Annotated in this window: 22 protein-coding genes and 1 pseudogene; 14 read left to right on the forward strand and 9 right to left on the reverse strand. The window is 67.8% G+C overall.

The window, feature by feature from the left end; genetic code table 11:
* Positions 1-2 precede the first annotated feature (2 nt).
* The gene (locus AR540_RS02680) at positions 3-914 is read right to left on the reverse strand and encodes a MurR/RpiR family transcriptional regulator (protein ID WP_059226308.1); all 912 of its coding nucleotides are present in this window, start codon (positions 912-914) and stop codon (positions 3-5) included.
* Between the two features lie 228 nt (positions 915-1142).
* Between AR540_RS02680 and AR540_RS02685 the strand changes: the two genes are divergently transcribed.
* The 13 genes from AR540_RS02685 (at position 1143) to AR540_RS02740 (ending at position 16639) form a co-directional block, all read left to right on the forward strand.
* Positions 1143-3080 (forward strand): bifunctional 5-dehydro-2-deoxygluconokinase/5-dehydro-2-deoxyphosphogluconate aldolase, encoded by a 1938-nt coding sequence (locus AR540_RS02685; protein WP_059226309.1) that lies wholly within the window; start codon positions 1143-1145, stop codon positions 3078-3080.
* Between the two features lie 25 nt (positions 3081-3105).
* Complete coding sequence (gene iolE / locus AR540_RS02690; protein WP_059226310.1) at positions 3106-4008, forward strand: myo-inosose-2 dehydratase; 903 nt, start codon at positions 3106-3108, stop codon at positions 4006-4008.
* 11 nt (positions 4009-4019) lie between these two features.
* A complete protein-coding gene (gene iolB, locus AR540_RS02695; protein WP_059226311.1) occupies positions 4020-4835 on the forward strand; it encodes a 5-deoxy-glucuronate isomerase in 816 nt (271 codons plus the stop codon).
* Positions 4836-4886: 51 nt separating this feature from the next.
* Positions 4887-6386, forward strand: coding sequence for a CoA-acylating methylmalonate-semialdehyde dehydrogenase (locus AR540_RS02700; RefSeq protein WP_059226312.1), 1500 nt, complete (start codon positions 4887-4889; stop codon positions 6384-6386).
* Positions 6387-6411: 25 nt separating this feature from the next.
* Positions 6412-7251, forward strand: coding sequence for a TIM barrel protein (locus AR540_RS02705; protein WP_059226313.1), 840 nt, complete (start codon positions 6412-6414; stop codon positions 7249-7251).
* 39 nt (positions 7252-7290) lie between these two features.
* Positions 7291-9228 carry a 3D-(3,5/4)-trihydroxycyclohexane-1,2-dione acylhydrolase (decyclizing) gene (gene iolD, locus AR540_RS02710; RefSeq protein WP_059226314.1) on the forward strand — a complete coding sequence of 646 codons (1938 nt, stop codon included), beginning with the start codon at positions 7291-7293 and terminating at the stop codon, positions 9226-9228.
* Between the two features lie 39 nt (positions 9229-9267).
* Positions 9268-10278: a Gfo/Idh/MocA family protein gene (locus tag AR540_RS02715; protein ID WP_059226315.1), complete on the forward strand. Its 1011-nt coding sequence runs from the start codon at positions 9268-9270 to the stop codon at positions 10276-10278.
* A 654-nt stretch (positions 10279-10932) separates the two neighbouring features.
* A complete protein-coding gene (locus AR540_RS25615) occupies positions 10933-11097 on the forward strand; it encodes a hypothetical protein (RefSeq protein WP_160328327.1) in 165 nt (54 codons plus the stop codon).
* 132 nt (positions 11098-11229) lie between these two features.
* On the forward strand, positions 11230-12159 hold the full coding sequence (locus AR540_RS02720; RefSeq protein WP_059226316.1) for a sugar ABC transporter substrate-binding protein: 930 nt from the start codon (positions 11230-11232) through the stop codon (positions 12157-12159).
* Positions 12160-12403: 244 nt separating this feature from the next.
* Complete coding sequence (locus tag AR540_RS02725) at positions 12404-12622, forward strand: hypothetical protein (protein ID WP_059226317.1); 219 nt, start codon at positions 12404-12406, stop codon at positions 12620-12622.
* Between the two features lie 47 nt (positions 12623-12669).
* Positions 12670-14223 (forward strand): sugar ABC transporter ATP-binding protein, encoded by a 1554-nt coding sequence (locus tag AR540_RS02730; RefSeq protein WP_059226318.1) that lies wholly within the window; start codon positions 12670-12672, stop codon positions 14221-14223.
* Positions 14224-14306: 83 nt separating this feature from the next.
* The gene (locus tag AR540_RS02735) at positions 14307-15332 is read left to right on the forward strand and encodes an ABC transporter permease (protein WP_059226319.1); all 1026 of its coding nucleotides are present in this window, start codon (positions 14307-14309) and stop codon (positions 15330-15332) included.
* Positions 15333-15523: 191 nt separating this feature from the next.
* Positions 15524-16639: a Gfo/Idh/MocA family protein gene (locus AR540_RS02740; protein WP_059226320.1), complete on the forward strand. Its 1116-nt coding sequence runs from the start codon at positions 15524-15526 to the stop codon at positions 16637-16639.
* Between the two features lie 10 nt (positions 16640-16649).
* On the opposite strand, the gene AR540_RS02745 is transcribed toward AR540_RS02740, so the two are convergent.
* From AR540_RS02745 to AR540_RS02775, 7 genes are read right to left on the reverse strand one after another with little or no spacing between them, the layout of a single operon-like run.
* Positions 16650-18239, reverse strand: coding sequence for a gamma-glutamyltransferase family protein (locus AR540_RS02745; protein WP_153014152.1), 1590 nt, complete (start codon positions 18237-18239; stop codon positions 16650-16652).
* 11 nt (positions 18240-18250) lie between these two features.
* A complete protein-coding gene (locus tag AR540_RS02750; protein WP_059226322.1) occupies positions 18251-19123 on the reverse strand; it encodes an ABC transporter permease in 873 nt (290 codons plus the stop codon).
* On the reverse strand, positions 19120-20067 hold the full coding sequence (locus AR540_RS02755) for an ABC transporter permease (protein WP_059226323.1): 948 nt from the start codon (positions 20065-20067) through the stop codon (positions 19120-19122). Before AR540_RS02755 ends, AR540_RS02750 begins: the two co-directional genes overlap by 4 nt.
* 2 nt (positions 20068-20069) lie before the next feature.
* Positions 20070-21572: an ABC transporter substrate-binding protein gene (locus tag AR540_RS02760; protein ID WP_059226324.1), complete on the reverse strand. Its 1503-nt coding sequence runs from the start codon at positions 21570-21572 to the stop codon at positions 20070-20072.
* Positions 21569-22657, reverse strand: coding sequence for an ABC transporter ATP-binding protein (locus tag AR540_RS02765; protein WP_059226325.1), 1089 nt, complete (start codon positions 22655-22657; stop codon positions 21569-21571). The genes AR540_RS02760 and AR540_RS02765 overlap by 4 nt, the downstream gene beginning before the upstream one ends.
* Positions 22654-23640, reverse strand: coding sequence for an ABC transporter ATP-binding protein (locus AR540_RS02770; protein WP_059226326.1), 987 nt, complete (start codon positions 23638-23640; stop codon positions 22654-22656). Before AR540_RS02770 ends, AR540_RS02765 begins: the two co-directional genes overlap by 4 nt.
* Positions 23637-24359, reverse strand: coding sequence for a FadR/GntR family transcriptional regulator (locus tag AR540_RS02775; RefSeq protein ID WP_059226327.1), 723 nt, complete (start codon positions 24357-24359; stop codon positions 23637-23639). Before AR540_RS02775 ends, AR540_RS02770 begins: the two co-directional genes overlap by 4 nt.
* A gap of 338 nt (positions 24360-24697) precedes the next feature.
* Here AR540_RS02775 and AR540_RS02780 point away from each other — a divergent pair, with 338 nt between their 5' ends.
* Positions 24698-25966: a DUF445 domain-containing protein gene (locus tag AR540_RS02780; RefSeq protein WP_059226328.1), complete on the forward strand. Its 1269-nt coding sequence runs from the start codon at positions 24698-24700 to the stop codon at positions 25964-25966.
* Between the two features lie 269 nt (positions 25967-26235).
* On the opposite strand, the pseudogene AR540_RS25930 reads toward AR540_RS02780, so the two are convergent.
* Positions 26236-26344, reverse strand: a pseudogene (locus AR540_RS25930) (IS110 family transposase); the annotation flags it as partial.

Consider the following 26344-nt stretch of genomic DNA (forward strand, 5'->3'; position numbering starts at 1 on the left):
GCTCAGTCTTCGTCCGGCCCCGGCTGGATGTCGTCCATCTTCAGTTCGAGGCGATAGGCCAGCGCCAGGAACAGCGCCTGGCAGAGGCACAGCGTCGCGGTGAGCGAGCGGAAGGCGAAGGCGCTGCCTTCGCTGACGAGCAGCAGACCATCGGCACGCTTGGCCAGGGGCGACAGGGTGCTGTCGGTGATGATCAGTGTCTTCGCCCTGTGGTGCTGGGCGATGCGGACGCATTGCTGGCTTTCCTTGCCATAGGGGCTGAAGCTGATGGCGATCAGCAGGTCGCCCTGGGCGATGCTGCGCATCTGCTCGCGATAGCCGCCGCCCAGGCCGGTGATGAGATGGATGCGTTTCTTGGTGTGTTGGAGGTTGTAGACGAGATAGTCGGCCACCGCGAAGGAGCGCCGTACCCCCACCACATAGATGTTCTCGGCATTGACCAGCAGCTCGATCGCCTGATCGAAGGCCACCTCGTCGAATTCCTCGCCCAGCCGCTCGATCCCGGAGCGCGTGGCGTTGATGCATTCCCGGGCAAGATCGCTGCCGCTCTCGTTCTTGCTCTTGTTGGCGATCAGGGTGCGGATGCGCTGCTGGTAGTTCTGTACCGGGGTGGTCTTGTGGGTATAGGCCTCGCGGAACAGCGCCTGCATCTCGCTGAAGCCCTTGAAGCCGAAACGCTGGCAGAAGCGCACGATGGCCGAAGGGTGCACCTCGCACTGGCTGGCGATATCGCTGATGCGGTCGACCATCACCCGGTCGCTCTGCTGGCTGACATAGACCGCCACGCGCTTGAGCTGACGGGGCAGGCTTTCGTAGTCGTTGGCGATGGCGGCCAGCAACAGCTCGACGCTGACGGGCGGTTCGGCGTGGGGACCGCCCGGGGGCAAGTCGTCGGGCAATGTCTCGGAGGACATGGAGGCTTTCTCTCTTATCTGTGCTGTCGGCAAGGTAACCCATTCGCCGGATGTCGTCGAAGTGGCGGACACGAAAGCACCTGGCGGCCGATTGGAAAATTAATTCTATAAAATAGTATTTGAAAAAAATATTGATTTTTACGTTTTAGCGTTCTAGCCTGGGTTCATTCCGAACAAGCTCGATCCGGGTACAGCGATCGCGGCGATAACAATAAGCAGGAGCCACCCATGGGTGATCAATTCTTCGCCAGCGGGCGCCCGTTGGACGTGATTTGCCTCGGACGCCTGGGCGTCGATCTCTATGCCCAGCAGATTGGTGCGCCGCTGGAGGATGTCGCCAGCTTCGCCAAGTACCTCGGGGGCTCTTCCGCCAACATCGCCTTCGGCACCGCGCGGCTGGGGCTGAAGTCGGCGATGCTGACCCGGGTCGGCGACGATCACATGGGCCGTTTCCTGACCCGGCAGCTGGCGCGCGAAGGCTGCGACACCCGCGGTATCACCGTGGATCGCGAGCGGCTCACCGCCATGGTGCTGCTGGGCATCAAGGATCGCGAGACCTTTCCCCTGGTGTTCTACCGCGAGAATTGCGCCGACATGGCGCTCTGCGCGGAGGATATCGACGAAGCCTTCATCGCCAGCGCCAAGGCGCTGCTGATCACCGGCACCCACTTTTCCAGCGAGGGCGTGTTCCAGGCCAGCAGCCGGGCGCTGGACTATGCCGAGCGCCATGGCGTGAAGCGGGTGCTGGACATCGATTACCGCCCGGTGCTTTGGGGCCTCACCGGCAAGGCCGATGGCGAGACCCGCTTCATCGCCAGCGCCGAGGTCAGCGCCCATGTGCAGCGCATCCTGCCGCGCTTCGACCTGGTGGTGGGCACCGAGGAGGAGTTCCAGATCGCCGGGGGCAGCGAAGACCTGCTCACCGCCCTGCGCCGGGTGCGCGAGGTGACCGCGGCGACCCTGGTGGTCAAGCTCGGCGCCCAGGGCTGCACGGTGCTCCATGGCGCCATTCCGGCGCGTCTCGAGGAGGGCGAGATCCATCGCGGCATCCGCGTCGAGGTGCTCAATGTGCTGGGCGCCGGCGATGCCTTCCTGTCCGGCTTCCTGCGCGGCTGGCTCACCGGCGGCGACGACGCCGAGTGCTGCCGGCTGGCCAATGCCTGCGGTGGGCTGGTGGTATCGCGCCATGGGTGCGCCCCGGCCATGCCGACCCTGGCCGAGCTGGACTACCTCCACAACAGCCCGGTGCCCATCACCCGGCCCGACCTGGATCCCGTGCTCACTCGCCTGCACCGGGTCAGCGTCCGACGCCGCGCCTGGCAGCAGCTGTTCATCTTCGCCTTCGACCACCGCTACCAACTGGTGGAGTGCGCCCAGCAGGTGGGCGCCGATCCGGCGCGCATCCCGGCGCTCAAGCGGCTGTTCGTCCAGGCCATCGAGCAGGTCGAACAGGATCTCGAACGCCAGGGCGTGGCCGCCGATGTCGGGCTGCTGGCCGACGAGCGCTTCGGCCAGGATGCGCTGAACGCCGCCACCGGCCGCGGCTGGTGGGTGGCGCGCCCGGTGGAGTTGCAGAACTCGCGGCCGCTGGCCTTCGAGCATGGCCGCTCGGTGGGCAGCACCCTGCTGAGCTGGCCGAGCGAGCAGATCATCAAGTGCCTGGTGCAATTCCACCCCGACGACGAACCGCTGCTGCGGCTGGAGCAGGAGGCCCAGCTCAAGGGGCTGTACCAGGCGGCCCAGGCCAGTGGCCATGAGTTGCTGCTGGAGGTCATCCCGCCGAAGAACCACGCCTCCACCCGGCCGGATGTGCTCTACCGGGCCATCAAACGGCTGTACAACCTGGGCATCTACCCCGAGTGGTGGAAGATCGAGGCCCAGCCGGCGGCGGTCTGGCAGCAGCTCGATCAGCTGATCGCCGAACGCGATCCCCATTGCCAGGGTGTGGTGCTGCTGGGGCTCAATGCGCCAGCCGAAGACCTGGCCGAGGGCTTCCGGCAGGCCCGCGCCAGCCAGCGTTGCCAGGGCTTCGCCGTGGGCCGGACCATCTTCGGCCAGCCGAGCCGGGCCTGGCTGGCCGGCGAGATCGACGACCGCGAGCTGATCACGCAGATCCGCCGCAACTTCGAATTCCTGATCCAGGCCTGGCGCGACGCCCGCGCCTGATCGCCTCCTGACGAGCAAGGCTGACATGACCGCACAACAACAAAGACTCAAGATCGGCATCAACCCCATCTCCTGGGCCAACGACGACCTGCCGGCCCTGGGGGGCGATACCCCGTTGGAAACCATCCTGCGCGAGGGCAAGGAAATCGGCTTCCAGGGCTTCGAGCTGGGCGGCAAGTTTCCCAGCGAACCCCAGGCGCTGGGCGAAGTGCTCGGCCAGCATGACCTGGAGCTGGTATCCGGCTGGTATTCCAGCGGCCTGGCACACCGTGATGTCGAGGCCGAGATCGAGGCGATTCGTCCGCATTGCCGGCTGTTGGCCGAGAACGGCGCCAAGGTGCTGGTCTATGGCGAGGTGGCCGGGTCCATCCAGGGCCAGCGTATCCCGCTGATCGAGCGGCCGCGCTTCCACAGCGACGCCGCCTGGCAGGCCTATGCCGAGAAGCTCGACCGCCTGGCCGCCTTCACCCTGAGCCAGGGCCTGCGCCTGGCCTATCACCACCACATGGGCGCCTACGTGGAGTCGCCCGAGGACATCGCCCGGCTGATGGCGTTGACCTCCCCGGACGTCGGCCTGCTGTTCGATGCCGGCCATTGCTACATGGGTGGTGGCGATCCCCTGAGCGTGTTGCAGCAACACCTCGACCGGGTCTGCCACGTGCACTTCAAGGATGTGCGCAAGGCCGTGGTGCAATTGGCGCGCAACAACCAGTGGAGCTTTCCGGACTGCATCCTGAACGGCACCTTCACCGTGCCGGGGGATGGCGATATCGACTTCTCGGCGCTGCTCAAGGTGCTGGTGGCCGCCGGCTACGAAGGCTGGCTGGTGGTGGAAGCCGAACAGGACCCGGCCGTGGCGCCGGCCTACGAATACGCCAAGAAGGGCTACGACCATCTGCGCCAGCTGGTGGCGCAGGCCACTGCCTGAGGAGACCTGCGATGAACCTGCTCGTCAAAGCCGACCGGAGCGCCCGCGACATCGTCAGCGTACCGGCCGGTGCGCTGGACTACGTCGGTTTCGCTGCCCATCGCCTGCAACCGGGCGAGTCCCTGCCGGTGGTGGCGGGAGACCTTGAGGTCTGCATCGTGCTGCTCAGCGGCGGCGCCAGTATCGAAGGCGGGCATCCGCAGCTGGGCGACTTCGCCTGGCGCGGGCTGGCCGGTCGCCAGAGTGTCTTCGAGGACGTCTCGCCCCATGCCGCCTACCTGCCGCCCGGCAGCGAGGCGCGGGTGACCGCCGACAGCATCGCCGAAATCGCCATCTGTACCTCGCCCGGCAATCCGGTGGTGGCAGACCGGCTGCCACCGCGGCTGATCGAGCCGGCGAGCATGCAGAGATCCACCCGCGGCAAGGGCGCCAATACCCGCTATGTCTGTGACATCCTGCCGGATACCGCGGCGGCCCATTCGCTGCTGGTGGTGGAGGTGCGCACCCCGTCCGGACATTCCTCCAGCTATCCGCCCCATCGCCATGACCGCGACAACCTGCCGGATGAGAGTCTGCTGGAGGAGTCCTACTACCACCGCATCGATCCGGGCCAGGGCTTCGTCTTCCAGCGCGTCTACACCGACGAGCGCGACCTGGACCAGGCCATGGCGGTGGAAGACCACGACGTGGTGCTGGTGCCGCGCGGCTATCACCCGGTCAGCGTGCCCTATGGCTACCAGTCCTATTACCTCAACGTGATGGCCGGCCCGAAGCGCGTCTGGAAATTCCACAACGATCCGCAGCACGAGTGGCTGCTGACCCGGTAACCCTTTTTCGCTTGCCGTGGGCGGCGACCCCAGGACACGAGGATTCAGGACATGAGCGACACCCCCGTCATCGGGCACTACATCAACGGCGCGGTCTCGACCCAGGCCGAGCGCTTCAGCGACGTCTTCAACCCGGCCGAGGGCGTGGTCCGGGCACGGGTCGCCCAGGCCACGGTGCAGACCGTGGACCAGGCCGTCGCCGCGGCCAAGGCGGCTTTCCCTGAGTGGTCCGAGCAATCGGCCTTGCGCCGGGCACGCATCCTGTTCCGCTTCAAGGAATTGCTCGACCAGCACCACAAGGCCCTGGCGGCCACCATCACCCGCGAGCACGGCAAGGTGCTGTCCGACGCCATGGGCGAGGTGACCCGCGGCATCGAGGTGGTGGAATTCGCCTGCGGCGCGCCGCACCTGGCCAAGACCAGCTACAGCGACAACATCGGCGGCGGCATCGACAACTGGAACCTGCGCCAGCCGCTGGGCGTGTGCGCCGGCATCACTCCCTTCAACTTCCCGGTGATGGTGCCGCTGTGGATGATTCCCATGGCGCTGGCCACCGGCAACACCTTCATCCTCAAGCCCTCCGAGCGCGATCCCTCCGCCAGTCTCATGCTGGCCGACCTGCTCAAGCAGGCCGGGCTGCCGGATGGCGTGTTCAACGTGGTCCAGGGCGACAAGGTGGCGGTGGATGCGTTGCTGCAGCATCCGGACGTGGAGGCCATCTCCTTCGTCGGTTCCACGCCCATCGCCGAATACATCCACCAGGAAGGCACCCGTCGCGGCAAGCGCGTCCAGGCCCTGGGCGGCGCCAAGAACCACATGATCGTGATGCCCGACGCCGACCTGGACCAGGCCGCCGACGCCCTGATCGGCGCCGGCTTCGGCTCGGCCGGCGAGCGCTGCATGGCCATCTCCATTGCCGTGGCGGTGGGCGAGGTGGGCGATGCCCTGATCGAAAGACTCTTGCCGCGCATCGACGCCCTGCGGGTGCGCAACGGCGTGGAAGCCGATGCCGACATGGGCCCGCTGGTGACCGGCCAGCACCAGGCCAAGGTCGAGGGCTACATCACCAAGGGGGTGGAGGAGGGCGCCAAGCTGCTGGTCGATGGGCGCAACTTCAAGGTACCTGGTGCCGAGCACGGCTTCTTCGTCGGCGCCACCCTGTTCGATGGCGTGACCCCGGAGATGACCATCTACAAGGAAGAGATCTTCGGCCCGGTGTTGGGCATCGTGCGGGTGGCGGATTTCGCCAGCGCGGTGGAACTCATCAATGCCCACGAATTCGGCAACGGCGTCTCTTGCTTCACCCGCGACGGCGGCATCGCCCGGGCCTTCGCCCGCACCATCAAGGTGGGCATGGTCGGCATCAACGTGCCCATCCCGGTGCCCATGGCCTGGCATTCCTTCGGTGGGTGGAAGAGATCCCTGTTCGGCGATCACCACGCCTATGGCGAGGAAGGCCTGCGCTTCTACACCCGCTACAAGAGCGTGATGCAGCGCTGGCCCGACAGCATCGCCAAGGGCGCCGAATTCAGCATGCCCACTGCCAAGTAATGCCATCCACACTGCCGGAGCTGCCATGAGTCGACCCCTGCGTTTCGCCCTCAACCGCATGGTGGCGCCGTCCCTCGCGCTGCCGGCCTTCCTCCAGCTGACGCAGCAACTGGGCTGCGACGCCCTGGAGATCCGCAACGATCTCCCCGGCGTCGAGTTGGAGGATGGCGCGCCGGCGACCGAGGTCCGCGCCCTTTGCCAGGCCGCAGGTCTGCGTATCCTGTCGATCAATGCGCTCTATCCCTTCGACGTCTGGAACGACGAGCGCCGCGCCCAGGCGTTGCGACTGGCCGCCTATGCCCGGGACTGTGGCGCCGAGGGGCTGGTGCTCTGCCCGCTCAATGATCGCGGCGACACCCGCGATGCGGCCCAGCGCGCCCGGGATCTGCGTACCGCCCTGAGCGAGCTGGCGCCCATCCTGCGCGACCACAAGGTGCTGGGCTTCGTCGAGCCGCTGGGTTTCCCGGAAAGCGCGCTGCGCCTCAAGCGCCAGGCGGTGGACGCCATCCGCGCCATCGGTGGACTGGATGTCTTCCGCCTGGTGCACGACACCTTCCACCATCACCTGGCCGGCGAGACCGAATGCTTCGCCGAGCTGACCGGGCTGGTGCATGTTTCCGGGGTGGACGACGCTGGCTTGCCGGTCGAGCAACTGCGCGATGCCCATCGGGTGCTGGTGGGAGAGGCCGACCGCCTGGGCAATGCGGCCCAGATCGAGCGCCTGCTGGCCGAAGGTTATCGGGGCGTGTTGTCCTTCGAACCCTTCGCCGCCAGCGTCCATGAACGCCCCGACATCGCGCCAGCGCTGGCGCAGAGCATGCGACTGCTCCAGGAGCGGCTAGGCTGCGCCGTGGCGACGGCGTGATCGGCCAGCCCGCGACTCCCATAACAACAAGGTGAATCCATGAGCACCCAACGTCTGACCATGGCCCAGGCCCTGGTGAAATTCCTCGACAACCAGTACCTCAGCGTCGACGGTGTCGAGACCAAGTTCGTCGCCGGTGTCTTCACCATCTTCGGCCATGGCAACGTGCTGGGCCTGGGCCAGGCCCTGGAGCAGGACGCCGGCGACCTGGTGGTGCACCAGGGGCGCAACGAGCAGGGCATGGCCCATGCCGCCACCGGCTTCGCCAAGCAGAAGCTGCGCCGGCAGATCTACGCCTGCACTTCCTCGGTGGGACCGGGCGCGGCCAACATGCTGACCGCCGCGGCTACGGCCACTGCCAATCGCATCCCGCTGTTGCTGCTGCCGGGTGACGTCTACGCCAGTCGCCAGCCCGATCCGGTGTTGCAGCAGATCGAGCAATTCCACGACCTGTCGATCAGCACCAACGATGCCTTCCGCGCGGTGAGCAAGTACTGGGACCGCATCAACCGCCCCGAGCAACTGATGAGCGCGGCGATCAACGCCATGCGCGTGCTGACCGATCCGGCCGAGACCGGCGCCGTGACCCTGGCGCTGCCCCAGGATGTGCAGGGCGAGGCCTACGACTATCCCGACTACTTCTTCGCCAAGCGGGTGCACCGCCTGGATCGCCGGCCACCGGTGGCCGCGGCCATCGAGGAGGCGGTCCAGCTGCTCAGGCGCAAGCGCAAGCCGCTGCTGATCTGCGGCGGCGGGGTGAAGTATTCCGGCGCCGCTGAAGCCCTGCAGCGCTTCGCCGAGCGCTTCGAGATCCCCTTCGCCGAGACCCAGGCCGGCAAGAGCGCCATCGTCTCCAGCCATGAACTCAATGTCGGTGGCATCGGCGAGACCGGCTGCCTGGCCGCCAACCTGCTGGCCAGGGAAGCGGATCTGATCATCGGCGTGGGCACCCGCTACACCGATTTCACCACCTCCTCGAAGTGGCTCTACCAGCATCCCGAGGTGGAATTCCTCAATCTCAACGTGGCCGCCTTCGACGCCGGCAAGCTCGATGGCCTGGCCGTGGTGGCCGATGCCCGGGAAGCGCTCAGCGCCCTGACCGAGGCCCTGGGGGCCACCGACTACCGCGCCGGCTGGGGCAGCCTGGTGGGGGAGGCGCGCGAGCGCTATCGCCAGGAGGTGGAGCGGGTCTATGCGGTGGGCTACACCGGCGCCGACTTCGTCCCCGAGGTCGACGACGACCTGCCGCGCGCGGTGCTGGAGGAATTCGTCCGCCTGACCGGCTCGCCCCTGACCCAGAGCCAGGTGCTCGGCCGCCTCAACGCACGGCTGGATGACGACGCCATCATCGTCGCCGCCGCCGGCAGCCTGCCGGGTGATCTGCAGCGCGCCTGGCAGAGCAAGGGCGTCAACACCTATCACCTGGAGTACGGCTACTCCTGCATGGGCTACGAGATCAACGCCGCCCTCGGCGTGAAGCTGGCCGAGCCCGCGCGCGAGGTCTATGCCCTGGTCGGCGACGGCTCCTACCAGATGCTGCACTCGGAGCTGGCCACCTCCATCCAGGAGCAGCGCAAGATCAACGTGGTGCTGTTCGACAACATGACCTTCGGTTGCATCAACAACCTGCAGGTCGGGCATGGCATGGGCAGCTTCGGCACCGAATTTCGTTACCGCAACCCGGAGACCGGCAAGCTCGACGGCGACTTCGTGCCGGTGGACTTCGCCATGAGCGCCGCTGCCTACGGCTGCAAGACCTACCGCGTGCGCAGCCTGGAAGAACTGGAGGCGGCCCTGGCCGATGCCCGGCGGCAGACGGTCTCCACCCTGATCGACATCAAGGTGCTGCCCAAGACCATGCTGCACGGCTACCTGTCCTGGTGGCGGGTGGGCGGGGCCGAGGTCTCCACCAGCGAGAAGATCGCCGCCGTCGCCCAGGTGCTCAAGGAAAAAGCCGCCCAGGCACGCCAGTACTGATCGTTCGCTCCACAACAAGTCCAAACGGAGAATGAAGTCATGACCTTGAACATCGGTGTCATCGGGACCGGCGCCATCGGCCGCGAACACATTCGGCGCCTGAGCCACACCCTGCTGGGCAGCCGCGTGGTGGCGGTGACCGACATCAACGCCGAGCAGGCCACCCGGGTGGTCCAGGAGCTGGGCATCGCCGCCGAGGTCTACCCGGACGGCCACGCCCTGATCGCCGCGGCGGACGTCCAGGCCATCGTGGTCGCCTCCTGGGGGCCGACCCACGAGGAATACGTGCTGGCGGCCATCGCCGCCGGCAAGCCGGTGTTCTGCGAAAAGCCCCTGGCGACCACCGCCGAGGGCTGCCGGCGCATCGTCGAGGCCGAGCAGGCCCACGGCAAGCGCCTGGTGCAGGTCGGCTTCATGCGGCCCTACGATGCCGGCTACCGCCAGCTCAAGGCGGTGCTCGACGCGGATCGCATCGGCGCGCCGCTGATGATCCACGCCGCCCACCGCAATCCCACGGTGAGCGAGCACTACAGCACCGACATGGCCATCACCGACACCCTGATCCACGAGATCAATGTGCTGGCCTGGCTGCTGGACGATCACTACGTGTCCGCCCAGGTGGTCTTCCCGCGCAAGGCGCCAGCCGCACGGGAGCACCTGCGCGATCCCCAGGTGGTGCTGCTGGAAACGGCCAAGGGCGTACGCATCGACGTCGAGGTGTTCGTCAACTGCCAGTACGGCTACGACATCCAGTGCGAGATCGTCGGCGAGCGCGGCATCGCCCGCCTGCCCGAGCCGACCTCGGTGCAACTACGCAGCGAGGCGCGACTGTCCAACGAGATCCTGATGGATTGGAAAGACAGATTCATCGCCGCCTACGACGTGGAGCTGCAGGCCTTCATCGATGACCTCGCCGCCGGCCAACTGACCGGGCCCTCGTCCTGGGACGGCTACATCGCCGCCGTGACCGCCGATGCCTGCGTCAGGGCGCAGGACAGCGGCGCCATCGAACCCATCGGCCTGCCCAGCCGCCCGGCCTTCTACGGCTGATCGCCAGCCGCCGGCCAGGGACACCCGAGCGGTGCCTGGGCCAACCTCGACCGGGCATCTGGGTGACTGGACCGAGATTGCACGGTCGATCGCGCCTGCCGGGCAGAGGCTAATGCTCAGGGCAGGCACCCGCCCTGAGAGCCTGTTCAAAACCTGCTGCGCGTCGGCCAAACTGCGTTGAAAATGGCCTGGAAGGCCAGCCCCGCCTGGGCGGCCCCGTCGCCATGCTCATTTACCCCTCGTAAACCCGAGCGCGGGTCCGATCCGCTTCCTCAGCCCTTTTCGCCTTGTTTGGCTCTAGTGTGGTGTTTCAGAAGTTCGCACAAGAATTGGCGAGTGATTTTTAGGTCTTGGCTAGGCGCCGCGACGAGTCATAGCAGAGCTATGGCGAGGAGTGGCAACGCCGCCAGGGCCTAAAAAGCGCCGCCAAAATTGTGTAGATAACTTCTGAAACACCACACTAGCTCACAAGATTTTGAATAGGCTCTGAGACGCGGGTATCGGCCGGATCGACAAAGGGTGTGTATATTTTTTCTACGATGTTTGTATTGGAAATAAAATTCCAATACAGTGGTTCCAGGTAGCTGCACGAACACGACCTTGCGTTTCTAGGCCAAGGCGTAACCAACAAGAACAAGATCAGGTGCCCGCCCCATGAAGACTTCTGTAGTCCCGTCGGTTGACTCCACCGCTGCATCCGAACTCTCTCCGCCGCTGCCGGCCATCCTGGGTTGGCTGCTCCGGCTGTGCAGTCACGAGCGCTCGGACGCCGTGATCGGTGCCATGCCCGGCGCTCCCGTTCTCTACCGACTCAAGTGATGCGCGCCTGATCCGGGCGCGGGTGCACCCATCGCCGCGGCGCCGATCCCGGTCGGCGGTTCCCGTGGGTGTACCTCGCGTCGGCGCAGCGCTGTTGCCTTGCCATCCCGCCTACCGAACGGAGTCTCGTCCATGTCCCGTACACCTCGCCTCGCCGCTCTCGCCGTCGCTCTGCTGCTGGCCAGCACCTCCGTGCTGGCCGACCTGAAGATCGGCGTGAGCATGCCCACCTTCGACGATAACTACCTGACCTACCTGCGCGAAAACATGAGCAAGAAAGCCAAGCAGGATGGGATTTCGCTGCAGTTCGAAGACGCCCGCAACGATGTGGTCAAGCAACTGAACCAGGTGCAGAGCTTCATCAGCCAGAAGGTCGATGCGGTGATCGTCAACCCGGTGGATACCGCGGCCACGCGCAACCTGATCGAATCGGCGAGCAAGGCCGGCATTCCCCTGGTGTTCGTCAACCGCAAGCCGGATGATCCCAAGTTGCCCACCGGTGTGGTGACGGTGACCTCCAATGACCGTGAGGCCGGGCATCTGCAGGCGCAATACATCGCCGACAAGCTGGGCGGCAAGGGCCAGGTGGCCATCCTGCTGGGCGAGCTGTCCAACAACTCGACCCAGGTGCGCACCGCGGGCTTCAAGGAGATCCTCGGCAAGTACCCCGGGATCAAGATCGTCGAGGAGCAGACCGGCATGTGGTTGCGCGACAAGGGCATGGACCTGACCAGCAACTGGTTGCTGGCGGGCAAGGAGATCGACGCCATCCTGTCGAACAACGATGAAATGGCCATCGGCGCAGCCATGGCGCTCAAGCAGGCCGGCAAGCAGGGCGTGCTGGTCGGCGGCGTGGACGGCACCCCCGATGCCCTGGCGGCCATCAAGCGCGGCCTGATGAGCGTCTCGGTGTACCAGGATGCACGCGGCCAGGCCGAGGGCGCCCTCAACGCGGCGGAAAAGATGGCCAAGAAGGAAAGCGTGGAACAGAACGTGACCATTCCCTACCGGCTCATCACCCCGGAGAACGTCGCCGAGTTCCAGGCCATGCTCAAGCAGTAGGGAAGACCGGTGGCCGTCACCTCCGCAAAGGTGCGGGCGTGACGCTCACGGCCACCCTGAAGAGGGTGGCTTCCACCCGAAGAAGGCTCCCGCCAGGGGGCCTTTTTTATTGGCCTGCCGTTAGTACAATAATTTCCAAAAATTTGTTGACTGGAAAATAAATTCCAATCAAAGTCGGGGCATTGGTTAGATCCGATGAGGCCTTCGCTCGCGCAGGCCGCCACAACAATAAGAAGGTGTGATCATGTCGCCCGCTCCCCTGGCGCTCGTGCTTGTCCGCATTCCGCTCCTCCGCTGCCTGGCCCTGCTGCTGACCTTCAGCGGGATCGCCGCGGCCGGGCTGCGCCTCGGCGTCACCGTCGCCAAGGCCCTCGCCGGCCTGATCCGTGCCCTGCAGATCCAGGGCCGCAGCGTCGATCCAGCCGCTACCCCCGACCACTTCCCGCCGTTCCAGCGTCTATGACCCAAGCCGCGGGCCGCCCGGTGGCGGGCCGTGAGGAGAGCGTGACCATGCTAAGTTCTGCCACCGCCGCCGCTTCGGGCGTCCTGCCAGCCACCGCAGCGTCCAGCGAATACCTGCTCGAGATCGTCGACGTCACCAAGGAGTTTCCCGGCGTCAAGGCGCTGTCCCATGTCCAGCTCCGGGTGCGCCCCGGGACCGTGCTGGCGCTGATGGGCGAGAACGGCGCGGGCAAGTCGACCCTGATGAAGATCATCGCCGGCATCTACCAGCCGGATGCCGGCGAGGTGCGGCTGCGTGGCGTGCCGGTGCGCTTCGAGACGCCGCTGCAGGCGCTGCAGTCGGGCATCGCCATGATCCACCAGGAACTCAACCTGATGCCCTTCATGACCGTCGCCGAGAACATCTGGCTGGGGCGCGAACCGCTCAATGCCCTGCACCTGGTGGACCACGGCAAGATGCGCCGCCAGACCCAGGCGCTGCTGGACCGGCTGCGCATCGCCCTGGACCCGGATGACAGCGTGGGCGAGCTGTCCATCGCCGGGCGGCAGATGGTGGAGATCGCCAAGGCGGTGTCCTACGACAGCGAGGTGCTGATCATGGACGAACCCACCTCGGCCATCACCGAGACCGAGGTGGCGCACCTGTTTTCCATCATCGCCGACCTCAAGGCCCAGGGTAAGGGCATCGTCTACATCACCCACAAGATGGACGAGGTGTTCCAGATCGCCGATGAGGTGGCGGTGTTCCGCGATGGCCAGTACATCGGCCTGCAGCGCGCCGACAGCCTGAACGGCGATGGCCTGATCGCCATGATGGTGGGTCGCGAGCTGACCCAGCTGTTTCCCGAACGGACCGCGCCGCGTGACGAGGTGCTGCTGTCGGTGCGCGACCTGGCGCTGGACGGGGTGTTTTCCGGCGTCTCCTTCGACCTGCGGGCCGGCGAGGTATTGGGCATCGCCGGGCTGATGGGGTCGGGCCGTACCAATGTCGCCGAAACCCTGTTCGGCGTGACCCCGGCCACGGCGGGCGAGATCCGCATCGCCGGCCAGCCGGTGCGGATGAGCGATCCTCATTTGGCGATCCAGAAGGGCCTGGCGCTGCTCACCGAGGACCGCAAGGACACCGGCATCTTTCCCTGCCTGTCGGTGGGGGAAAACATGGAGGTGGCGGTGCTGAACGGTTTCGCCAGCGGCGGCTTCGTGCAACAGCAGCGCCTCGATCAGCTGTGCGAGGAGATGCGCCAGCAGCTGCGGGTGAAGACGCCCTCGCTGGACCAGTGCATCGCCAACCTCTCCGGCGGCAACCAGCAGAAGGCGCTGATCGCCCGCTGGCTGATGACCCGGCCGCGCATCCTCATCCTCGACGAACCCACCCGTGGCATCGACGTGGGTGCCAAGGCCGAGATCTACCGGCTGATCGCCAAGCTGGCCGCCGAAGGCCTGGCGGTGATCATGATTTCGTCCGAACTGCCCGAGGTGCTGGGCATGAGCGACCGGGTGATGGTGATGCACGAAGGCACCGTCACCGGTTTTCTCGATCGCGGCGAGGCGACCCAGGAGCGGGTCATGCACCTGGCCTCGGGCAATCCCGTCCTGCACTAGGCACTTTTCGTACAGCGCCTAGAACGCATCACTCGCGGCGGGCCCCGGCCCGCCGCCCCCGGCATAGAAAGAGGTAGAACAAGATGAGTGCCCTGTTGGACAAGAAAACCGCCGAGCTACCCGCCACGCGCCCCCGGCGCCGCATCCCCACCGAACTGGGCATCCTGCTGGTGCTACTGGGCATCGGCCTGGCCTTCGAGGCTTTCGGCTGGTTCCTGCGCGACCAGAGTTTCCTGATGAATTCCCAGCGCCTGGTGCTGATGATCCTGCAGGTGTCGGTGATCGGCCTGCTGGCCATCGCCGTGACCCAGGTGATCATCACCACCGGTATCGACCTCTCCTCCGGCTCGGTACTGGCGCTCTCGGCCATGGTGGCGGCGAGTCTGGCCCAGACCTCGGATTTCGGCCGGGCGGTGTTTCCCTCGCTGACCGACCTGCCGGTGTGGGTGCCGGTCATGGCCGGCCTCGGCGTAGGGCTGCTGGCCGGGGCCATCAACGGCAGCATCATCGCCGTCACCGGCATCCCGCCCTTCATCGCCACCCTCGGCATGATGGTCTCGGCCCGCGGCCTGGCGCGCTACTACACCGAAGGCCAGCCGATCAGCATGCTGTCCGACAGCTACACCGCCATCGGCGCCGGCGCCATGCCGGTGATCATCTTCCTGGTGGTGGCGGTGATCTTCCACATCGCCCTGCGCTACACCAAGTACGGCAAGTACACCTACGCCATCGGCGGCAACATGCAGGCGGCGCGCATCTCCGGGATCAACGTCAAGAAGCACCTGATCATCGTCTACAGCATCGCCGGCCTGCTGGCAGGGCTGGCCGGGGTGGTGGCTTCGGCCCGCGCCGCCACCGGCCAGGCCGGCATGGGCATGTCCTACGAACTGGACGCCATCGCCGCCGCGGTGATCGGTGGCACCAGCCTGGCGGGCGGGGTAGGGCGCATCACCGGCACCGTGATCGGCGCCCTGATCCTCGGGGTGATGGCCAGCGGCTTCACCTTCCTCGGCGTCGATGCCTACATCCAGGACATCATCAAGGGCCTGATCATCGTGGTCGCGGTGGTCATCGACCAATACCGCAACAAGCGCAAGGCCAAGCGCTGAGGCTCGTTCGTCCCCCTCTCCCTCCAGGAGAGGGCCGGGGTGAGGGCCAGGCCTGCACCCGATTGCTTTTCCCCTCTCCCTCCGGGTGAGGGTTGGGGTGAGGGCGCTCTTCCACCGCTCACCCACTCTTTTACCCGGCAGGCTACTGGCTTCGTCTGCCGGGTCTTTCTACAGCCCTGACGGAGAGAAACATGCGCGACATCGGCATCGGTCTGATCGGCACCGGCTTCATGGGTCATGCCCATGCCCAGGCCTTCCATCACGCGGCGAGCAGCTTCGCGCTCCCGGTCCGCCCACGGCTGGTGGCCCTGGCCGACGCCGATCCGGAGCGCGCCGCGCGTTGCGCCGATGCCTGGGGTTTCACCCGCAGCTGCGAATGGGAACGCCTGATCGCCGATCCCCAGGTCGAGCTGGTGGCCATCACCACGCCGAATCTGCTGCACGCGCCCATGGCCCTGGCCGCCCTGGCGGCGGGCAAGGCGGTCTATTGCGAGAAGCCCCTGGCGGTGAGCCTGGAGGAGGCCACACGGATGCGCGACGCCGCCCGCCAGGCCGGGGTGGTCAATCGGGTCGGCTACAACTACCTGCAGAACCCCATGCTCAAGCAGGCGCGCGAGCTGATCCAGAGCGGCGAGCTGGGCGAGATCGTCGGCTTCAGCGGCGAATTCAGCGAAGACTTCATGGGCGATCCCCAGGGCCCCTTCACCTGGCGCTGCGAGACCCGTCAGGCCGGTGGTGCCCTGGCCGATCTGGGCAGCCATATCCTGTCCCTGGCGCGCTTCCTGCTCGGGCCGGTCGCGGCCCTGTGCGCCGATCTGCACACCGCCCATGGCCAACGGCCCCACCAGGGCGGCACCCGCACGGTGGGGATCGACGACCAGGCCCATCTGCTGCTGCGCTTCGCGGGTGGCGCCCGTGGCACCCTGACCACCAGTTGGCTCAAGCACGGCCGCAAGAATCGCCTGGCGGTCGAGGTCTGCGGTACCCGCGGCACCCTGGTCTTCGACCAGGAGCGGCTCAACGAACTGCGCCTCTATCGGGTCGGCGACCGCCCTGGCCTGGCCGGTTTCCGTACCCTGCTGGCCGGTCCGCACCTACCGGACTACGCCGCCTTCTGCCCGGCACCCGGCCACCAGCTCGGCTACAACGAACTCAAGACCCTGGAGGTGCGCTCACTGCTGGAGGCCTTGGGCGGCAACCCCGGTCATACTGGCGTCGACTTCCAGGAAGCCTGGGAAGTGGAGCGCCTGGCCCAGGCCGCGCGCCAATCGGCGCAGGAGGAGCGCTGGGTCAGGCTGGAGGGTTGAAGCCGCGTTCTCAGTAGCCGGCCACCAGCCCATCCTTGCGCGGATCGGAGCCGCCCACGTAGCCGCCGGCGACGCGCTGGATGATCTGGGCGCCGCCGAAGGCGAACACGCCGGAGGGCTCTTCCACGGTCACCTCGTGGCCCAGCGCCCGCAGCGCTTCCAGAGTGGCCGGGTCCAGGCTGCTTTCCACCGCGACCCGGCGACCACCTTCGAGGCGCCAGCGTGGCGCGTCGGCAGCGGCCTGGGGATTCTGCCGGTACTTGAGGATGCGCAGCATCAGCTGGAGGTGTCCCTGGGCCTGCATCGGGCCGCCCATCAGGCCGAAGGCCATCAGCGGGGTGCCGTCGGCATTCATGGCGAAGCCGGGGATGATGGTGTGGAAGGGCCGCTTGCCCGGTGCCACGCTGTTGACGTGATCCGGCGCCAGGGTGAAGCCGGCGCCGCGATTCTGCAGGCTGATGCCGGTACCCGGTACCACCACGCCCGAGCCGAAGCCCATGTAGTTGGACTGGATGAAGGAAATCATCATGCCGCTGGCGTCGGCCGCCGACAGGCAGACGGTGCCGCCGGGGCGCGGGGCGCCATAGCCGGGATCGCCGGCGCGCGGACCGAGCAGCCCGGCGCGTTCGCGCAGGTAGGCCGGGTCCAGCAGGTGCTCGGCCTGGATGCGCATGTGCGCGGAATCGGTGACGTGCTGGTAGAGATCGGCCAGCCCCAGCTTCATGGCCTCGATGGATCTGTGCAGGGTCGCGGGGCTGTCCACGGGATCCGCGCCGATGCCGGCGGCCTCCAGGATACCCAGGCCGGCGAGGGTGGCGATGCCCTGGCCGTTGGGTGGCAACTCGTGCACCACGGCGCCGGCGAAGGGCACCGAGAGGGTATCGATCCAGTCGGCCCGGTGGGCGCGCAGGTCTTCCTCGTCCAGCACCGCGCCGTGCTCGCGGGCATGGCGGGCCATGGCCTGGGCCAGTTCGCCCTGGTAGAAGGCGGCGCCTTCGCTTGCGGCGATGGCTTCCAGGGTCCGCGCATGATCGGGCAGGCGCACCAGGGTGCCGGCGCGGGGTAGGCCGTTGGCCAGGAAGCAGGCGGCGAAGCCGGGCTGATCCTTGAGCTGCTCGGCGCCGCGCCGCCAGAGTTCGGCGATCACCGGGGTGAGCAGGAAGCCGTCGCGGGCATAGTGGATCGCCGGGGCGGCCAGGGTGGTCAGCGGCAGCTTGCCGTAGCGCTGGGCCAGGGCGACCCAGGCGGAGACCGCGCCGGGCACCGTGACCGCGCCCCAGCCGCGGGCTGGCATGGTGCTCTGGCCGGCGAAGAACTCCGGGGTCCAGCCCCGCGGTGCGCGGCCGGAGGCATTGAGGCCCTGCACCTTCTCGCCGTCCCAGACGATGGCGAAGGCGTCGCTGCCGATGCCGCAGCCGGTGGGTTCCACCACGGTGAGCACCATGGCGGCGGCCACCGCGGCGTCCACCGCGTTGCCGCCGCGGCGCAGCATCTCCACCCCGGCCTGGGCGGCCAGCGGCTGCGAACAGGCCACCAGGTTACGGCCCATGACTGGCGAGCGAGCCGAGGAATAGGGGTTGTGATAATCCAGATCGGGCATGGCGAAGGGTCTCATTGGTGACGAGGATCGAGGGCGTCGCGCAGGCCGTCGCCCAGCAGGTTGAAGCCCAGCACGGTAAGGTAGATGCAGACGCCCGGGGCGATGGACATCCAGGGCGCCTGCTCCATGAAGTTCTTGGCGGTGTTGAGCATGGAGCCCCAGGAGGGCATCGGCGGTTGCTGGCCGAGGCCGAGGAACGACAGGCTGGCCTCGGCGAGGATGGCGGCGGCGATGGTCAGGGTGGCCTGGACCACCAGCGGCGAGAGGATGTTGGGCAGGACGTAGCGCCAGAGAATCCAGCGATCCGGCAGGCCGATGGCGCGGGCCCCTTCGAGGTAGTCCTCGTGCCGGATGGCGAGCACCTGGCCACGGGTCAGGCGGGCGAACACCGGCATGGCGGACAGGCCGATGGCGATCATGGCATTGCCCAGGCTCGGGCCGAGAAAGGCGCCCAGGGCGATGGCCAGGACCAGGAAGGGACAGGACAGCAGGGCTTCCACCAGGCGCGAGATCAGCGCGTCCAGCCAGCCACCGAAGTAGCCCGCCACCAGGCCCAGGGGCACGCCCACCAGCAGGGCGATGGCCACCGAGACCACGCCGGCCAGCAGCGAGCTGCGCGCCCCCCACAGCAGGCGCGAGAGCAGGTCGCGCCCGAGTTCGTCGGTGCCCAGCCAGTTCAGCGCCGAGGGCGCCTTGCGCACCGCCAGGAAGCTGGTCTTGAGCGGATCGAAGGGGGCCAGCCAGGGCGCCAGCAGGGCGGCCAGGGCGAAAATGAGGATCAGCGCGGCGCCGAGCAGCGCGCCGCGGTTGGCGCTGAACTTGCACCAGAAGGGCGAGCGCGCGGGCCGCAGGGTGGCCGGGCGGGGCAGGGTCAGGGCGTTCATGCGGCGTGCCTCAGGCGCGGATTGATCAGGCGGTAGAGCAGGTCGGCCAACAGGTTGAGCAGCACGAAGCCCACCGCCACGCAGAGCACCACCCCCTGGACCACCGCGTAGTCGCGGTTGAACACGGCGTCGACGATCATCTTGCCGAAGCCGGGGATGCTGAAGACCTGCTCGGTGAGCACCGCGCCGCCGAGCAGTTCGCCGAACAGCAGGGTGGTGAGGGTGACGATGGGCATCAGCGCATTGCGCAAGGCATGGCGCAGGATCACCACCCGCTCGCGCAGGCCCTTGGCCCGGGCGGTGCGCACGTAGTCGGCGCGCAGCACCTCCAGCATGGCTGCCCGGGTATGGCGCATCAGGGTGCCGGAGAGGCCGGCGCCCAGCACGAAGGCCGGCAGGATCAGGGTGCGCAGGTTGCGCAGCGGGTCTTCGTGGAAGGGCACGAAACCGGAGGCCGGCAGCCACTGCAACTTCACCGCGAACAGCAGGATCAGGAGGATGCCGAGCCAGAAGTGCGGGATGGAGATGCCGGACAGGGCCACCAGGTTGGCGCCGTAGTCCACCGCCGTGCCCCTGCGTACCGCGGCGAGGATGCCGGTGGGGATGCCGATGAGCAGGGCGATGACGATGGCCAGCAGCGACAGCTCCAGGGTCACCGGCAGCTTCTCGGCGATCAGCGCCGTCACCGGCTGGTCGGTGCGCAGCGAGATGCCCAGGTCGCCCCGCAGCACCCCGCCCATCCAGTGCAGGTACTGCACCGGCACGGGGTCGTTCAGCCGGTATTTCTCGCGCAGGAATTCCAGCACCTGGGGATCGCGCTCCTCGCCGGCCATGGCCAGCACCGGATCGCCCGGCAGCAGTTGCTGCAGGGTGAAGACGAACAGCGACACCAGCAGCAGGGTCGGCAGGGCACTGAGCAGGCCACGCAGGAAGAGGCGCAGCATGGCTATTGCCCGCGGGTGACGCCGGCCAGGCGAATCAGGCCGTCGGGGTTGGGGATGAAGCCCTTGAGGTCGGCGCGGGTGGCGATGATGCGCGGGTCGAAATAGAGATAGAACACCGGCAGCTCCTCGCGCAGGAGGGTCAGGGCCTGGGCATAGAGCGCCTGGCGTTGAGCCTGGTCGTTGGTGGTGCGAGCCTGGTCGAGCAATTGATCCAGCGCCGCGTTGCAGTAGCGGCCGTCGTTCTGGTTGCCCTTGCAGGTGACGAATTGATGCACGTTGCCATCCGGATCGGGGCGGCCGGACCAGGCGCTCAGGCCGAGCTGGAAGTTGCCGGCGTGCTGTTCGGCCAGCAGGGTGGCGTATTCGGTGGCGACCAGGTTGACCTCGAAGCCGGCCTCGGTGGCCATGGCCTGGATCAACTGGCCCACCTGCTGAGCGATGGGGTTGTTGGCGATCTTCAGCTCCACCTTGACCGGCAGGGCGACGCCGGCGGCCTTGAGCAGCGCCTGGCTGCGCGCCACGTCACGGGCCGGCACGGCGAAGGCCTTGTCGTAGTGGGGGCTGCTCTGCGGGAAGGGCTGCACGCTGGGCGCATAGAGACCCTCGAACACCACCTGGTTGAGCGCCTCGCGATCCAGTGCCAGGTCGAAGGCCTGACGCACGCGCTTGTCGCCGGCGAAGGGATTCCTGGCGCGGTCGCCGTTGGCCATGTTCACCATCAGCTGCATGTAGCCCAGGCCCGGGGTGTTGTAGAGGGTGAAGCCGGCCTGGCCCTGCAGGCCCTTGACGTCGGTGGGCGCGACCCGTTCGACGATGTCGAGGTCGCCCGAGCGCAGGTTGGCCAGGCGTACCGAGGTGTCCGGGATGGGCAGGAAGATCAGCCGGTCGAAGTGATAGGCGCTGGCGTTCCAATACTGCGGGAAGCGCTCCAGCACGATGCGGTCCTGCTGCACCCGCTGCACGAAGCGATAGGGGCCGGAGCAGACCGGCTTGCTGCCCACGTCGCCCGCCGACGCCTTGGGCGCCAGCATCATGCCGGCGCGGTCGGAGAGCTGGGCGAGCAGGGTGGCATCGGGTTGCTTGAGGCGGATGCGCACGGTCTGGGGGTCGACCACCTCCACGGTATCCACCGAGGCCAGCTCGCTCTTGCGCAGCGAGTCGGGCAGGGTGCGGGCCCGGTCCAGGTTGAATTTCACCGCGGCGGCATCAAACGTCTCGCCATCGTGGAAGGTCACGCCCGGCCGCAGTTGCAGCGTCAGGCTGCGGTTGTCGTCGCTCCACTGCCAGGCGGTGGCCAATTGGGGCACCAGCTCCAGCTGTGGCGAGACGTCCACCAGCTTGTCGCACAGGGCGGTGTAGACCAGGCGCCCGGAATAGGTCCGCGAGCGGTGCGGATCGAGCACGTCGGGATCGTCCTGGATGCCGATGCGCAGGGTGGTCTCGGCCAGGGCGGAGCCGCCGGCCAGGAGCAGAAGGGTGGCGGTGAGCCAGGCGGAGACTTTCATGGGGTGGACTCCAGAAGGGACTGATGACGGTTGAACAGGGCCAGGCGGCGCGAGAAGGCCGCGCTGGTGGCGATCAGCGGTGGCGGTGAGGCGCCTGCACCCGCGATCTCGCGCCAGAAGTGACAGGCCACCTGGCCTTCGCCGGCAGAGGTTTCCAGCAGCGGCTTGGCCTCGCGGCACAGCGGCCGGGCGTGGGGGCAGCGGGTGTGGAAGCGGCAGCCGCTGGGCGGCGCCGTGGGGCTGGGCAGGTCGCCGCCGAGCAGGGTGCGCGGTCGCCGCGCCCGTGGATGGCTCACCGGCACCGCGGCCAGCAGCGCCTGGGTATAGGGATGCAGGGACGTCTCGAACAGCGCCTCCACCGGCGCCAGCTCGACGATCTCGCCCAGGTACATCACCGCTACCCGGTCGCTCATGTGGCGGATCACACCGAGACCGTGGGCGACGATGATCAGCGTCAGGCCGAAGCGCGCCTTGAGGTCTTCCAGCAGGTTCACCACCTGCGCCTGTACCGAGACGTCCAGCGCCGAGACCGGCTCGTCGCCGAGCAGCAGGCGGGGTTCGGCGGCCAGGGCACGGGCGATGCCGATGCGCTGGCGCTGGCCGCCGGAGAATTCATGGGGATAGCGCCCGGCCAGTTCCGGCGCCAGGCCCACGGTGCGCAGCAGCTCGGCCACCCGCTCGGCGCGCTGACCGCGATCCAGCGGCTTGTGCAGCCACACGGGCTCGCCGACGATGTCAGCCACGCTCATGCGCGGATTCAGCGAGGCGAAGGGGTCCTGGAAGATGATCTGCAATTCCTGGCGCACCTGGCGCAGCGCCGCCGGGCCGAGGTTGCCCAGGTTGCGACCTTCGTAGATGACGTCGCCGGCGGTGGGGGCGAGCAGGTTGAGCAGCAGGCGGCCGAGGGTCGACTTGCCCGAACCGGATTCGCCCACCAGGGCCAGGGTCTCGCCGCGGCGCACGGCGAAGGACACATCGCTGACCGCCTGTACCGGTGGGCGCGGGCGTTGCAGGAAACCGGCCTGGCCGCCGAAGTGCCTGGTCAGGCCGATGGCTTCGAGGATGGGGCGTTCGACCGCTTTCATGCACTGGTCTCCAGGTGCTGTTCCAGGGGCGCGCGGAGGCAGGCCACCTGCTGGCCCGGAGCGAGCTCCACCAGTGGCGGCGGGGCCAGGCGACAGGCGTCGAGGACGAAGGGGCAGCGGCTGGCGAAGCGGCAGCCGGCGGGCATCTCGGCGGGCGTCGGCACCCGGCCGGCGATGGTCGCCAGCCGACCCGTGCGCGGCCCCAGCGAGGGCATGGAGCCCATCAGGCCGAGGGTGTAGGGGTGTTGCGGATCGTCGAACAGCTGGGCGACCGGGCCGGACTCGACCACCCGGCCGGCGTACATCACCGCCATCTCGTCGGCGACCTCGGCCACCACGCCGAGGTCATGGGTGATGAGGATCATGGCGGCGCCGGTCTCGGCCTGCAGGCCGGCGATGAGTTCGAGGATCTGCGCCTGGATGGTCACATCCAGCGCCGTGGTGGGTTCGTCGGCGATGATCAGCGCCGGGTCGTTGGCCAGCGCCATGGCGATCATCACCCGCTGGCGCATGCCGCCGGAGAGTTCGTGGGGATAGGCCGCCAGCCGCTGGGCCGCCGCCGGCACCCGCACCTTCTCCAGCATCTCCAGGGCGCGCTGGCGGGCGGCCTGGGCGCTGCCGCCGCGATGGCGCAGCACCGTCTCCATCAACTGCTCGCCGACGGTGAAGGCCGGATTCAGCGAGGTCATTGGCTCCTGGAACACCATGGCCAGGCGATCGCCACGCAGGTCACGGCGGCGCGCCTCGGGCATGCCCAGCAGGTCCTCGCCCATGAAGCTGGCCTGGCGGGCGCGGACCTGGGCGCTGGCCGGCAGCAGCCCCATCAGCGCCATGGAGGTCACGCTCTTGCCACAGCCGGATTCGCCCACGAGGGCCAGGGTGCGGCCCGGCTGCACGGCGAAGCTCAGGCCCTCCACCACCGCCGCCGGGGCGCCGGCGAAGCGCACGCTGAGGTCGTCCACCACCAGTACCGGGGCGCTCATAGGGCCTGCTCCAGGGTCTGTTGCAGCACGCTGTCCAGCGCCAGTTGCAGGGCGCGCAGATGGGCACGCATCACCGCCGCGGCGCGGGCCGGATCGCGGGCGTCGAGGGCTTCCACCAGGGCCTGGTGGTCGTCGTGGTAGGCCAGCAGGCGCTGGGCGTTGCGGGCGCGGTGGCGCAGGTCGCGCCAGATCGGGTCGAGGCGGATGGCATCGAGCATCTCGAACAGGTCCAGCAACAGGCGATTGCCGGCGGCCTCGGCGATGCTGCGGTGGAAGGCGCTGTCCCACAGCTCGATGGCGTCGGCGTCCTCGCTGCTGCCCAGGCGCTCGAAGGCAGTACGTTCCGCCATGCGGCGGATCAGCGCGCGCTGCTCGCCGCTGGCGCGCTGGGCGGCCAGGGCGGCGAGATTCGGTTCCAGGTGCAGGCGCGCTTCCATCACCTCGCTGAAGTTGGTGCGTCCGGAGAGCTGCGCGAGGGTCAGGGCCGCGCTGGGCGGCGTGGGGCCCACGTAGGTGCCCTTGCCCTGGCGACGCCAGACCTGGCCCTCGGCTTCGAGCACCGCCAGGGCGCGGCGGATGGAGCGGCGACTGACGCCGAATTCACTGGCCAGCTCGCGCTCCGGCGGCAGGGGTTTGTCGGGGACGCTGCTCTGCTGGGCGACCAGGTTGCGCAAGGCATCCAGGGCCAGCCGGGCACTGTCGTCGGTATGGATCTGCATCGAACCTTTGCCTCTTAGGTCTGGGCGGACGCCCGTGGCGGAGCGCGCTGCCATTGGCATCGCGGGGCATCCGGATACCGGGGGTGGTTGCAAGGCCGATGCCATTGAAAATTGGTTCGCCGTGTCGTTCGGCGCGAGGCTCTGGGGCGATGGCTGGAATCGGGTCGCGGACCAGGCCCGCGGCATTGGTTCGCGCCTGGGCGAACCTTTCGCCGCCGACCGAGCAGGGGCTGCGCTAGGATGGGGCTGGGTCGCACCGTGGCGGCGCGTGGGAAACTCCGTCCGGGCGTCGCTTTCTACCCAGCATCCGTTCCCGGCCAGAGGACCGTCCCATCGTCATGACCACGCGCTCCCGCGACGGCCTTACCCCGGTCCGCCGCATGAAGCTCCTCGCGCTGCTGCTGCTGTTCCTGGCGGCGGGGCTCTACTGCCTGGCCACCGCCCTGGAGGCCCGCCATCCGGCCTGGGGCTACGCTGCCGCCTTCGCCGAGGCGGCCATGGTCGGTGCCATCGCCGACTGGTTCGCGGTGACCGCGCTGTTCCGCCATCCCCTGGGGCTGCCGATCCCTCATACCGCCATCATCCCGCGCAACAAGGCCGGGGTCGGGCGCAAGCTGTCGGATTTCATCTGCCTGCATTTCCTCGCCACGCCCCAGGTGCTGGCCAAGCTGGAAGAGCTGGACGCCGCCGGGCGCCTGGCCGGCTGGTTGCGCCAGCCGGCCAATGCCGCCGCGGTGGCCAACCAGGCCACCGGCGTCGCCCGCTATTCCCTGGAGGCCCTGCGCGAAGTGCGGGTACAGGCCTTCATCCGCCGGGTGGCGGTGGAGCGCCTGCAACGGCTGGACGTGGCGGCGCTGTCCGGCGAACTGCTGGATGTGCTGACCGCCGATGGCCGCCACCAGGCGGTGCTCGACGAGGTGCTGCAGGAGATCGACCGCCTGTTGCAGGACGAGGACACCCAGGCGCTGATCGCCCGCACCATCGGCGGTGAGTTGCGTACTCTCAAATACCTGGGGCTGGACGAGCGGGTCGGGCGCTGGTCGGCGATCAAGGTGGTGCAGGCGGTGTCGCGCCTGATCGGCGAAGTCAGCCAGGACCGCGAGCACGAGCTGCGGCGGCATTTCGACGGTTACCTGGTCGGCTTCGTCGAACGCCTCAAGCAGGACCCAGCGTTTCGCCTGAGAGGCGAGCAACTGCGCGACCGCCTGCTGGAGCACCCGGCGCTGGCCGGCTATCTGCAGGAGCTGTGGGACGAACTGGTGAATTGGCTGCAGGCGGATCTCGCCGCCCCGGACTCGCGCATCCGCCGCCGCCTGGGCCGGCTGCTGGCCGAGCTGGGCGAGACCCTCAGTCGCGACGAGGCCATGCGGCGCTGGATCAACGAACAGCTGATCGCCGTGGCGCCGCCCTTCATCGATCGCAACCGCCAGCGCATCGGCGACTACATCGCCGCCCGGGTGGCCGCCTGGGACACCGGCGAACTGGTCCAGCAACTGGAGCAGAGCGTCGGCAAGGACCTGCAGTTCATCCGTATCAACGGCACCCTGGTCGGCGGCCTGGTGGGGCTGGTGCTGCATGCCCTGACGGTGTGGTTGGGGCCGGGGTAGGAGATCTAGGAACCTCTATCGCGGCCATGGGCCGCTCCTACAGGAAGAGGTACGCCGGTTTGACGTGATCTTTGCCGTGCTGATGGAAACTGAACGCCTGCTCGGCTAGCCCCCTCTCCCTTCGGGAGAGGGTTGGGGTGAGGGCCTCCTCGCCACCAAGTCTCCAGTGGAAAAGGCTGCGCCGTTTTCCACGCTACGTGAGGTATTCCCACAGCGACAAGACAGTTGCTCCTACAGGGGACGACGCTTTTGTAGGAGCAACTGTCTTCTCAAGCGGGCTCAGATCGCCAAGGAGTACCGTCCCTGAGCATGGCATTGAGCCGAATCAGCAAGACGCGTAGGCAGGCGATCAGGGCTACCTTGGCGGGTTTTCCACGC

Origin of the sequence: Pseudomonas sp. EpS/L25 (assembly GCF_001512295.1) — a bacterium.
Classification (GTDB): domain Bacteria; phylum Pseudomonadota; class Gammaproteobacteria; order Pseudomonadales; family Pseudomonadaceae; genus Chryseomonas.

Coding starts and splice junctions, on each gene's coding strand:
- AR540_RS02680 (WP_059226308.1), bottom strand. CDS start 914: ATGTCCTCCGAGACATTGCCCGACGACTTGCCCCCGGGCGGTCCCCAC.
- AR540_RS02685 (WP_059226309.1), top strand. CDS start 1,143: ATGGGTGATCAATTCTTCGCCAGCGGGCGCCCGTTGGACGTGATTTGC.
- iolE (WP_059226310.1), top strand. CDS start 3,106: ATGACCGCACAACAACAAAGACTCAAGATCGGCATCAACCCCATCTCC.
- iolB (WP_059226311.1), top strand. CDS start 4,020: ATGAACCTGCTCGTCAAAGCCGACCGGAGCGCCCGCGACATCGTCAGC.
- AR540_RS02700 (WP_059226312.1), top strand. CDS start 4,887: ATGAGCGACACCCCCGTCATCGGGCACTACATCAACGGCGCGGTCTCG.
- AR540_RS02705 (WP_059226313.1), top strand. CDS start 6,412: ATGAGTCGACCCCTGCGTTTCGCCCTCAACCGCATGGTGGCGCCGTCC.
- iolD (WP_059226314.1), top strand. CDS start 7,291: ATGAGCACCCAACGTCTGACCATGGCCCAGGCCCTGGTGAAATTCCTC.
- AR540_RS02715 (WP_059226315.1), top strand. CDS start 9,268: ATGACCTTGAACATCGGTGTCATCGGGACCGGCGCCATCGGCCGCGAA.
- AR540_RS25615 (WP_160328327.1), top strand. CDS start 10,933: ATGAAGACTTCTGTAGTCCCGTCGGTTGACTCCACCGCTGCATCCGAA.
- AR540_RS02720 (WP_059226316.1), top strand. CDS start 11,230: ATGTCCCGTACACCTCGCCTCGCCGCTCTCGCCGTCGCTCTGCTGCTG.
- AR540_RS02725 (WP_059226317.1), top strand. CDS start 12,404: ATGTCGCCCGCTCCCCTGGCGCTCGTGCTTGTCCGCATTCCGCTCCTC.
- AR540_RS02730 (WP_059226318.1), top strand. CDS start 12,670: ATGCTAAGTTCTGCCACCGCCGCCGCTTCGGGCGTCCTGCCAGCCACC.
- AR540_RS02735 (WP_059226319.1), top strand. CDS start 14,307: ATGAGTGCCCTGTTGGACAAGAAAACCGCCGAGCTACCCGCCACGCGC.
- AR540_RS02740 (WP_059226320.1), top strand. CDS start 15,524: ATGCGCGACATCGGCATCGGTCTGATCGGCACCGGCTTCATGGGTCAT.
- AR540_RS02745 (WP_153014152.1), bottom strand. CDS start 18,239: ATGCCCGATCTGGATTATCACAACCCCTATTCCTCGGCTCGCTCGCCA.
- AR540_RS02750 (WP_059226322.1), bottom strand. CDS start 19,123: ATGAACGCCCTGACCCTGCCCCGCCCGGCCACCCTGCGGCCCGCGCGC.
- AR540_RS02755 (WP_059226323.1), bottom strand. CDS start 20,067: ATGCTGCGCCTCTTCCTGCGTGGCCTGCTCAGTGCCCTGCCGACCCTG.
- AR540_RS02760 (WP_059226324.1), bottom strand. CDS start 21,572: ATGAAAGTCTCCGCCTGGCTCACCGCCACCCTTCTGCTCCTGGCCGGC.
- AR540_RS02765 (WP_059226325.1), bottom strand. CDS start 22,657: ATGAAAGCGGTCGAACGCCCCATCCTCGAAGCCATCGGCCTGACCAGG.
- AR540_RS02770 (WP_059226326.1), bottom strand. CDS start 23,640: ATGAGCGCCCCGGTACTGGTGGTGGACGACCTCAGCGTGCGCTTCGCC.
- AR540_RS02775 (WP_059226327.1), bottom strand. CDS start 24,359: ATGCAGATCCATACCGACGACAGTGCCCGGCTGGCCCTGGATGCCTTG.
- AR540_RS02780 (WP_059226328.1), top strand. CDS start 24,698: ATGACCACGCGCTCCCGCGACGGCCTTACCCCGGTCCGCCGCATGAAG.